Origin of the sequence: uncultured Cocleimonas sp. (assembly GCF_947495625.1) — a bacterium.
Taxonomy (GTDB): Bacteria; Pseudomonadota; Gammaproteobacteria; order Thiotrichales; family Thiotrichaceae; genus Cocleimonas.
This window is the reverse complement of the sequence record NZ_CANLZW010000047.1, coordinates 25869-34489: the sequence shown is the minus strand read 5'-3', so window position 1 is coordinate 34489 and position 8621 is coordinate 25869. Positions and strand designations below refer to the sequence as shown.

The window sequence follows — 8621 nt, the reverse complement described above, 5'->3', positions numbered from 1 at the left end:
TAATAAGAAAGGTAGTATACTATGTCTATCAATGGCTTATAGTCTTAATTCAACGGCATTGGTCACCCCCCTACTTTGGAGCACTTTTTTCTAATGATATTACTTTGTTATTGAATAACGCTTTTAGTCTTTAAGTTCTTTTTGAATAGAAGCGAGAATGCCTCGCATGATATTCAATTCAGTCTCATCCATCTCTGCGCGATTAAACAAGGTCTGTAACTTCTGCATTATTTCACCGGGATGCTTCTTAAAAATGAACCCCGTCTCTGTTAATGTTTCATCAAGATGCGTGTAAAACAGATCCATCTGTTGTGTATTAGGGTATTGTTTTGGCGCTTTATTTCTGTCATCTGAATTTAGCGTCCCATCCCCCGATACAGCCAGGTGTTGCTTAAATATTTCATAACAAAAAGTTTGAACTGCCGCTGCAATATTCAAAGAGCTGTAATCAGGATTTGTCGGAATAGTCGCACGATATTTACACAGGGAGAGGTCCTCGTTGATAAGCCCCATTCTTTCCGGCCCAAAGACCAAAGCTACCTTATTCGTGGCTGAGGCTGTATACAGCTTTTCTGCCGTTTCTTCAGGATTCAAAACAGGCAGATCATAACCGCGTGTTCTTGCCGTACTCGCAACAACCACCGTGCAGTCTTTTATTGCATCAAATAAATTATCGACTTGTGTTGCGCTTTTCACAATATCGTCAGCACTTGTCGACATCTTTGTCGCTTCATCTCTGGCTTGTTGCGTTTCGAAATCTTTTGGGGCAACCAAGTAAAGCTCACTTAAGCCCATTGTCTTCATCGCACGGGCCGCAGAGCCGATATTACCAGGATGAAAAGTGCGTACGAGCACAACACGAATATTATTTAGCACGATATTTTTTCTATGAATTAAAAGTTATGAATGAAAGATTTTGAGTAGTGGATTATGAGTGAATCAATCAGGAGTAATGACTTTGAACGTAGGTTTCAACTATCTGCTGAAATTCCTCAGCAATGCTATCGCCTTTCAAAGTCACTGTTTTCTCGCCATCTTCATAAACGGGAGCTACTGGTTTTTCACCACTACCGGGTAAACTAATGCCTATATTTGCTTGTTTACTTTCACCTGGACCGTTAACCACACACCCCATGACAGCGACTGACATTTCTTCAACACCCGGGTATTGATCTCTCCAGATTGGCATTTGTTCGAGTAAATAAGTTTGAATATCTTGCGCTAAAAGCTGAAAATAATCGCTTGTGGTGCGACCACAACCCGGACACGCGACGACTTGAGGCGTAAATGAGCGCAGACCAAGAGACTGTAAAATTTGCTGACCTACAATCACCTCTTTTTCGCGCGCTTCACCCGGCTTAGGTGTCAGTGAAATACGTATCGTATCCCCTATGCCTTGTTGTAATAAAATAGCGAGTGCTGCAGTAGATCCAACAATACCTTTGCTACCCATTCCCGCTTCTGTTAACCCTAAATGCAGCGGGTATTCACACTTAGACGAAAGCTCTTCGTACACTTTAATTAGTTCTTGAGCACTACTGAGTTTGCATGAAATAACAATTTTATTATCTGGCAATCCATACTCTTCTGCTTTTGCGGCACTGCCTAATGCGGATTCAATCAATGCATTATGTTGTACTTCTGACAACTCTTTTGGCTCATCTAGCTGATGATTTTCATCCAGCATTCTTGCCAATAACTTCTGATCTAATGATCCCCAGTTCACGCCAATACGAACCGCTTTATCGTATTTAACCGCAAACTCAATCATCTGTGCGAACTGTTCATCACCGCGCTTACCTTTTCCCACATTTCCGGGATTAATACGGTATTTGGCTAAGGCTTTGGCACATTCAGGCACCGCACTTAACAACTTATGTCCGTTAAAATGAAAATCACCAATCAATGGGACATCGCACCCCATTTTATCCAGACGTTCTCTGATTTCCGGAACTGCTTCAGCGGCTTCCATGGTATTCACGGTGATACGCACAAGTTCAGAACCTGCTTTAGCTAATTCAGCAACCTGTTTAACGGTTCGGACTACATCAGCTGTATCCGTATTCGTCATTGATTGCACCACGACAGGCGCATCTCCACCAATAATTATATTGTCTACGTTAACAGCAAGTGTCTTTTTACGATTTGTTTTTGGCATTATGAATTAGCTTTTCTGTTTAGGATTTTATCGAATCTTGAGCTTTGGAAAACCAGGTACTTCAGTGATGCTATTTTTATCTAATTCAGACTCATTTGCTAGTTCAGCAATGGTTTTATTTTGCTCTGGATGAACGATTTCTGCAGCTATTTCAGCTAAAGGAAACAGTACAAATGGAAATTTTAGAATTTCAGCACGCGGAACATCATTATCCGGATGTAAAATCTGATCTCCATATAAAAGCACATCAACATCCAGGGTACGCGATATAAATTTAGTTTGACTTCTCTTACGTGCATGCTGATTCTCAATTCCCTTAAGAAATATTTTTAATTCTGGGTAACTCAAATCTGTTTCAAAACCTGCAGATAGATTAATAAAGGCATCTCCCTCAAAACCAAAGGCTTCACTTTCGTATGACTTAGAAAAAAAGATATCAGGAAATTTATTAATTAGTTCATCGACACAAGACTGAATATTCGCCTCTCGATTGATATTGCTCCCAATATCGAGAAATACAGCAACCATTTTCTATACCTTAATCAGGTCTAACATTTATAAAAACTTATTTACTAAAGACAATTAAACTGGCGTTCGTGTTCTTTCTATAATAACACCTACTTCTGCAGAATCTGTGACTGCCATGGGTTTACCGAGAGAAACTTTTATCCAGGGAATACTCATTTTATCCAACAATAATTCGGCTATGTGTTCTGCAAGCGCCTCTACCAGTTGAAATTCGCTTTTATCGACAAGATCTTTCACTAGCTTTGCAGCTTCTTTGTAATTTAAGGTGTCTTTAATATCATCAGATTGAGCAGCATTACGGTTATCCCAGCCCATTTCGATGTTTACGTTAATTTGTTGTTGAATACGTCTTTCCCAGTCATAAATCCCTATTACTGCATCCAAACGTAAATCACGAATATAAACAATATCCATTCAAATTCCTTTTATATTTTCTACAAATTATACTAGATCAGGTGAAATAGTTAGCTAAAAAGCTTATGGAATAAGCATACCCCATATGATCGAAATATAAGACTTTTAATATTTCTTTAAAAATAATTTTCTTTTTTTGCATCCAGATATTATTAATACTTCGTATATTGCTAAACAAGTTACACTGATCAATTCTAAAAGCTTGTGAATTTTTTCATTGAGTATTACCAGTGAAAAAGAACAGAAATAATTTCATTTTCTATTAATTAAAATTAACAAATACAATTACTTACAAAGGAGTTATACAAATGAGTCAAAAGAACCTAATCAAAACAGCACTAACTAGCGCTATGGCTATCGGCCTTGTAACTGTTTCATCTGCTGCTCTAGCTGGCAAGCCAGGAATGGAAAAGTGTACAGGTATCTCAAAAGCAGGTAAGAATGACTGTGGAACTAGCCAACACGCTTGTGCTGGAATGGCTAAGACTGATGGTGAAGCTGAAGAATGGGTATACGTTCCAGAGGGAACCTGTACAAAGATTGTTGGTGGAACAGTTAAAGCTAAAAAAAGCTAAACTGATTTTTTATACTTAAAAATTAGTAGTGAAACCATAATTGCCCCCTCTTTGGGGGTAATTTTTTATCTTAAGAATTAAAAATTCCAATAGAGTATAATTGCCTCGTTTTGGGAGATCAGGGTCATTTTGATGGGAAATCAAAACTCAGAAAAAACGATACAAACAAATGCACTGCCAACCATTCAGGGTTGCGGCATAGGTTTACGTTTAGAACACTTCGATGAGATAAAAGAACAAAAACCCGATATACCTTGGTTTGAAATACTTAGTGATAACTATTTGATAGAAGGCACTAGCCAAAGGGAATACTTATACAAATTTCGTGAAGACTACCCTGTAACTTTTCACGGAGTAGGACTATCCATTGGGTCGACTGATCCACTTAATATGGATTTTCTAAAATCCTTAAAAAAACTAAAAGATGAAGTACAACCTGCCTGGATTTCTGATCACTTATGCTGGACTTCAGCTCATGGTGTTGTTACACATGATTTGATTCCCCTGCCCTACACTAAATCAGTAATCACTCATATCGTAGATAGAATTAAGCAAGTTCAAGATTATTTGGGTGAACAAATAGTGATTGAAAATGTATCAAGCTATTTACAATTTAAAGATTCAGAAATGAAAGAATGGGACTTCATAAATGAAGTTACACGCAAAAGTGATTGTAAATTACTGCTCGATGTTAATAACATTTATGTAAGCTCTCAAAATCATCTATTTGATGCAGACGAATACTTGTATGCGATGCCTCAAGAACGAATAGCTGAAATGCATTTAGCAGGTTATGAAGATCATGGCACACATTTACTAGATACACACAGTAGACCTGTCACTGACCCGGTCTGGGACTTATTCACTAAAGCTGTCGAACATTTTGGTGATGTACCTGTATTGATAGAATGGGATAGCGACATCCCCTCTTTACAACGCGTCATGGAAGAAGCCAATAAAGCAAAAGCTATCCAACAGAAGGTTTTACCATTGTGTGCTTAAGCTACCCCTATAATTTGCACGAACACAGAATTAGACTTGCAGGTATTCGAATATGAATTTAGAAGAGCTGCAGCAAGATTTTATCAGTGCAATTTTTGAAAAGAATAATAGTACTGCTGCTAAACATGTAACGGGTGATGACAGGCTAACTGCAGAGCAACGCTTAGGTATCTATCGAGGTAGTGTGCACGGCATATTGACTAGCTCTCTTGGAGTTACATTTCCTGTAACCAAAAGTCTCGTTGGTGAGAAATTCTTTGATCATATGTGCGATGTCTTTATTGATAAATATCCACCTACAAGCCCATTCTTCGTAAAGTACGGGGGTGCCTTTTCAGAATTCTTAGAACAATTTGAACCTGCAAAATCAATTTCATATTTATCTGATGTAGCAGCATTAGAATGGGCACGACACCAAGTTTGGCACGAAGTCATTCTAGAGTCAGTGGATTTCTCAGAGATGGCAAGCCTCACTGAAGAAGAACAAGCTACCGTTTGGTTCGAATTAAAGCAAAGTTTGCGTCTAATAGAGTCAGGTTATCGTATTGATCTCATATGGTTTGCTCACCAAGATGGAAGTGAGATAAAACTTGAAGATGTGAATATAGACGAAGGTGTGCAACTTTTAATCTGGAAAGGAACTGATGGTATCAAGATTACACAACTTGATACTAATTATCAGGATTACTGGGATTTCCTAACGGCTATCTCAGAAAAAAACAACATTACGCAGCTAGCCGGTAAATTTGGTGAGCACTTACCTAGTCATTTAAATAGGTGTATTCAAGAAGGTTGGATAAAGTCTTTTAATAGAAACTAGAAAACATTTTATTACTTAATATATTGTTTCAGGAGAAGGAAATATGAAGAATTTTTTAGCAGGTTTTTTAATTGGTGACTGTGCTCCGCTCAATTTATTTTTAAAACCACTCATGTTGTTAGGTTTTAGGCTATATCTTGCTTACGTATTTTTTAAGTCAGGCCTTACAAAAATAGGTAGTGATTTTATGCTGACATCCAGCACCATTGACCTATTCAAATGGGAGTACATGCCTTATGCATCCGAACAAATAGCAACTACAGGTGCTTATCTCGCAACATATGCTGAAATCATTATACCTGTACTGTTTGTACTAGGTTTCTTAACACGACCTGCTGCCTTGGCACTCTTCATTCTTAATGCTGTTGCTACCTATTACATTGTTTCTGTCGCAGATGATTTTTCTGCCGCTGGTCAATGGCAGCATATTACTTGGGGTACCATGATAGCTGTGTTATTTGCATTCGGCCCAGGTGGTTTATCAATTGACAAGATGATTAGTAATCGTTGGAAAAATAGTTGATAGAATTTTAAAAGCTAAAAAAAAGCGACCTTATAAGGTCGCTTTTTTTTTGTAAATTTCAAACGAAATACTTATGCTCGCGATAAAAGTCTATCTTTTAATGTAGCCACAAATTTCAAAGAATTAAGTAAATGTTGATTTCTAAAAAGGACGTACCATAGAGCTTTAGTTTTCACTGAGAAAGATGCCTTGTTTTGCTCGTAGACTTCTGCTCTCACTGACACATCTATCGTTCTTGTTTTTATAAAATCCAAATTTGCATCATGTAAAACTTCCTCTATTTCATCCTTGAACTTAAAGTCTAAATACTGATTGATAAAGTCCAATTGCTCCTTAAATTTATTCAAACCACTCTGCCTTCGTTTAGAAGTTTTTAGTGACTCTCCAACAGTCCAACTACTTTCAACACCCACTCTATAAACAGCCATAGGACGATCTAGATATAATGCTCCACCTCTAGCTGCCCCCATTATTTGCGAAACGAAGTCACCTGGTAGTGCAGTTTGAAACCAATCAGGTAACGATGAAATTAAACGATTAGTAAATAGTAATGATGCTGTTGGGCAGAAGACACCTCCTCCAGAAATGACTTCTTGAGGTGTAAATACTTTTGTTTCTTCAGCATGCCTTGATGTTATTTCTTCCCTCACATTATCGACAAGTTTATAAGTAGAATGAAAACACATATCGATATCAGGATATTTCTCTATTTCTTCCACTTGAATTTTTAATTTATCTTTATCTATCCAATAATCATCCCCATCACAAAATGCAACATACTCTCCCTGAATCTTAGGAAAGAGAATTGCCATGGTGTTAGCACCTTGCGAAAATTGATTTTCTGCTTGATAAACTGGCTTTACAATATTGGGATAAGCATTTTCATACTCTTTTAATATTTCTACGGTTCTATCCGTTGAAGCATCATCATTAATCAGAATTTCAAATGCAAAGTCTGTTTCTTGCATTAAAAAACTATCGAGTGCTTCACTAATACAGTACTCATGATTAAAGGCAACACATGTAACGCTGACCTTTATCTCATTCCCTTCCCAGTTTTGAGTTATTTCTTTTTCTGTTTTATTTATCATGTGAGTTTTTCTTTTTTTCTACTTTTAAACATAGTGAGTAGTGATTCAAATTGTTCTAAAACATCTTTGAATGCATTAACTTTTAAAAGCCCATTGATCAAAAGATAAAGCACTAAAAATATTGTTCCTTTCAGCAGCATTATGGGGAAATCTGAGAGATCCATTTGCGCAGTAAGCAATAGAGTAATAATGACTGCAGGAAAAACAATAAACGCTTGAATTAAGATCGGTCTAACTATTGTCCAAAATGACAAATCTAATTCGCGCGCTGCAAAAAAGATATTCAATGATGTACCCAATGCAGATGTAACGATCAAGCTATATAAAAACGCCTTAATACCAAAGGCAAACAACACATAGAATGTGATTGATTGAATTATTTTTTTATAAATTTCCAGCTTTAGGAAAGCTCTGGATTTACCGCGACTACTAAGCACATTCACCATGAGCGCGCTGATAGGATAGGCAAAACCACTGAGAGCCAGTATTTTAAAATAGAAGATAGATGCTTCCCATTTGGCGCCCAATAACAAAACAATTAATTCATCTGCCACCAAGAATAAGCCACCTATAATCAGAAAAGTCACAAAGCTGATAATACCTGTGGATTTAATAACGACTCTTCTGAATTGTTCCAGATCATTTTGAATTTTACTCAAAACAGGAAATAACACTGACATCAAGCTACCCGCAGAGTACTTTACCACCAGCATATTCAACTGCTTCGCCTGATGAAAGAAACCTAAGGTTGCAGGAGCAAACAGCTTTCCAATGATCAGGTAGTCTGCCCTCTCATAGATGGTATCCAAAAGCCCTGCGAGGAACATATTCATCCCATAGCCCCACAGTTGCTTTAATGCTTTAAAAGAAAAGGTTAACGAGGGAGCCCAGCTACTTCTGCTCCAAATTAAAATATTGATCAATACTTCTCTAGAAATCAATTGAGCAACTAAGCTCCATACTCCAGCACCCCAAAACGCTAATAACACACCAATGACGCCACTGATTATCGAGGCGATTAAATTAACTTTTGTCAGTAATTCGTAATTAAGTTCTTTTCTTAATATGACACTTTGCACTGCATGGAAAGCGCTAATAATAAACAGTGACGACATCACTTGTATTAACGGTAACAGTTGTGGGCTATTGTAAAATAGTGATATTTGACCTGCAGATAAATACGTTAGCAAGGTCAATAAAAAACCCGCTGTAATATTAAAAAAGAATACCGATGAATAATGTATCGGTAATACTTTAGAGCGCTGAATCAAAGCGCCACCCAAACCTACATCTGAAAATATAGTGGCGACTGAAACAATAACCATAATGATCGCAATTAAACCAAAATCACTAGGTTCTAAGAGTCTTGCCAGAAATATAGTTACGATCAGGCTAGAAGCATGCGTACCTAAGTTACCAAGTAAATCCCAGATAAATGCTTTTAGACCTTTTGTTTTTAGATCACTCACTATTATGATTTCCTAAGGCGAAATATGAAAAATTGCTTAAT

General features: G+C 37.2%; 10 protein-coding genes. 4 read left to right on the top strand and 6 right to left on the bottom strand.

What is annotated here, in order from left to right:
• Positions 1-123 precede the first annotated feature (123 nt).
• The 4 genes from Q1A31_RS19325 to folB form a co-directional block, all read right to left on the bottom strand.
• Positions 124-876: an RNA methyltransferase gene (locus tag Q1A31_RS19325; RefSeq protein ID WP_299880889.1), complete on the bottom strand. Its 753-nt coding sequence runs from the start codon at positions 874-876 to the stop codon at positions 124-126.
• 67 nt (positions 877-943) lie between these two features.
• On the bottom strand, positions 944-2158 hold the full coding sequence (gene ispG, locus Q1A31_RS19320; protein ID WP_299880886.1) for a flavodoxin-dependent (E)-4-hydroxy-3-methylbut-2-enyl-diphosphate synthase: 1215 nt from the start codon (positions 2156-2158) through the stop codon (positions 944-946).
• A 27-nt stretch (positions 2159-2185) separates the two neighbouring features.
• Positions 2186-2686, bottom strand: a complete 501-nt coding sequence (folK, locus tag Q1A31_RS19315; protein WP_299880883.1) for a 2-amino-4-hydroxy-6-hydroxymethyldihydropteridine diphosphokinase — start codon at positions 2684-2686, stop codon at positions 2186-2188.
• Between the two features lie 54 nt (positions 2687-2740).
• Entirely contained in the window at positions 2741-3100 is a 360-nt protein-coding gene (gene folB, locus Q1A31_RS19310) for a dihydroneopterin aldolase (protein WP_299880880.1), read from the bottom strand.
• 308 nt (positions 3101-3408) lie between these two features.
• Between folB and Q1A31_RS19305 the strand changes: the two genes are divergently transcribed.
• The 4 genes from Q1A31_RS19305 (at position 3409) to Q1A31_RS19290 (ending at position 6020) form a co-directional block, all read left to right on the top strand.
• Positions 3409-3675, top strand: a complete 267-nt coding sequence (locus Q1A31_RS19305; RefSeq protein ID WP_299880877.1) for a DUF2282 domain-containing protein — start codon at positions 3409-3411, stop codon at positions 3673-3675.
• 132 nt (positions 3676-3807) lie between these two features.
• Entirely contained in the window at positions 3808-4677 is an 870-nt protein-coding gene (locus Q1A31_RS19300) for a DUF692 domain-containing protein (protein WP_299880874.1), read from the top strand.
• Positions 4678-4729: 52 nt separating this feature from the next.
• Positions 4730-5497 carry a DNA-binding domain-containing protein gene (locus Q1A31_RS19295; RefSeq protein WP_299880871.1) on the top strand — a complete coding sequence of 256 codons (768 nt, stop codon included), beginning with the start codon at positions 4730-4732 and terminating at the stop codon, positions 5495-5497.
• 43 nt (positions 5498-5540) lie between these two features.
• The gene (locus tag Q1A31_RS19290; protein ID WP_366943052.1) at positions 5541-6020 is read left to right on the top strand and encodes a DoxX family protein; all 480 of its coding nucleotides are present in this window, start codon (positions 5541-5543) and stop codon (positions 6018-6020) included.
• A 71-nt stretch (positions 6021-6091) separates the two neighbouring features.
• On the opposite strand, the gene Q1A31_RS19285 is transcribed toward Q1A31_RS19290, so the two are convergent.
• The gene (locus Q1A31_RS19285; protein WP_299880868.1) at positions 6092-7111 is read right to left on the bottom strand and encodes a glycosyltransferase; all 1020 of its coding nucleotides are present in this window, start codon (positions 7109-7111) and stop codon (positions 6092-6094) included.
• The gene (locus tag Q1A31_RS19280; RefSeq protein ID WP_299880865.1) at positions 7108-8580 is read right to left on the bottom strand and encodes a lipopolysaccharide biosynthesis protein; all 1473 of its coding nucleotides are present in this window, start codon (positions 8578-8580) and stop codon (positions 7108-7110) included. Before Q1A31_RS19280 ends, Q1A31_RS19285 begins: the two co-directional genes overlap by 4 nt.
• Between the last annotated feature and the right edge of the window lie 41 nt (positions 8581-8621).

What these genes read in the sequence shown, in the direction of transcription:
- ispG (WP_299880886.1), bottom strand. Translation starts at nt 2,158, where the DNA reads ATGCCAAAAACAAATCGTAAAAAGACACTTGCTGTTAACGTAGACAAT.
- folK (WP_299880883.1), bottom strand. Translation starts at nt 2,686, where the DNA reads ATGGTTGCTGTATTTCTCGATATTGGGAGCAATATCAATCGAGAGGCG.
- folB (WP_299880880.1), bottom strand. Translation starts at nt 3,100, where the DNA reads ATGGATATTGTTTATATTCGTGATTTACGTTTGGATGCAGTAATAGGG.
- Q1A31_RS19305 (WP_299880877.1), top strand. Translation starts at nt 3,409, where the DNA reads ATGAGTCAAAAGAACCTAATCAAAACAGCACTAACTAGCGCTATGGCT.
- Q1A31_RS19300 (WP_299880874.1), top strand. Translation starts at nt 3,808, where the DNA reads ATGGGAAATCAAAACTCAGAAAAAACGATACAAACAAATGCACTGCCA.
- Q1A31_RS19295 (WP_299880871.1), top strand. Translation starts at nt 4,730, where the DNA reads ATGAATTTAGAAGAGCTGCAGCAAGATTTTATCAGTGCAATTTTTGAA.
- Q1A31_RS19290 (WP_366943052.1), top strand. Translation starts at nt 5,541, where the DNA reads ATGAAGAATTTTTTAGCAGGTTTTTTAATTGGTGACTGTGCTCCGCTC.
- Q1A31_RS19285 (WP_299880868.1), bottom strand. Translation starts at nt 7,111, where the DNA reads ATGATAAATAAAACAGAAAAAGAAATAACTCAAAACTGGGAAGGGAAT.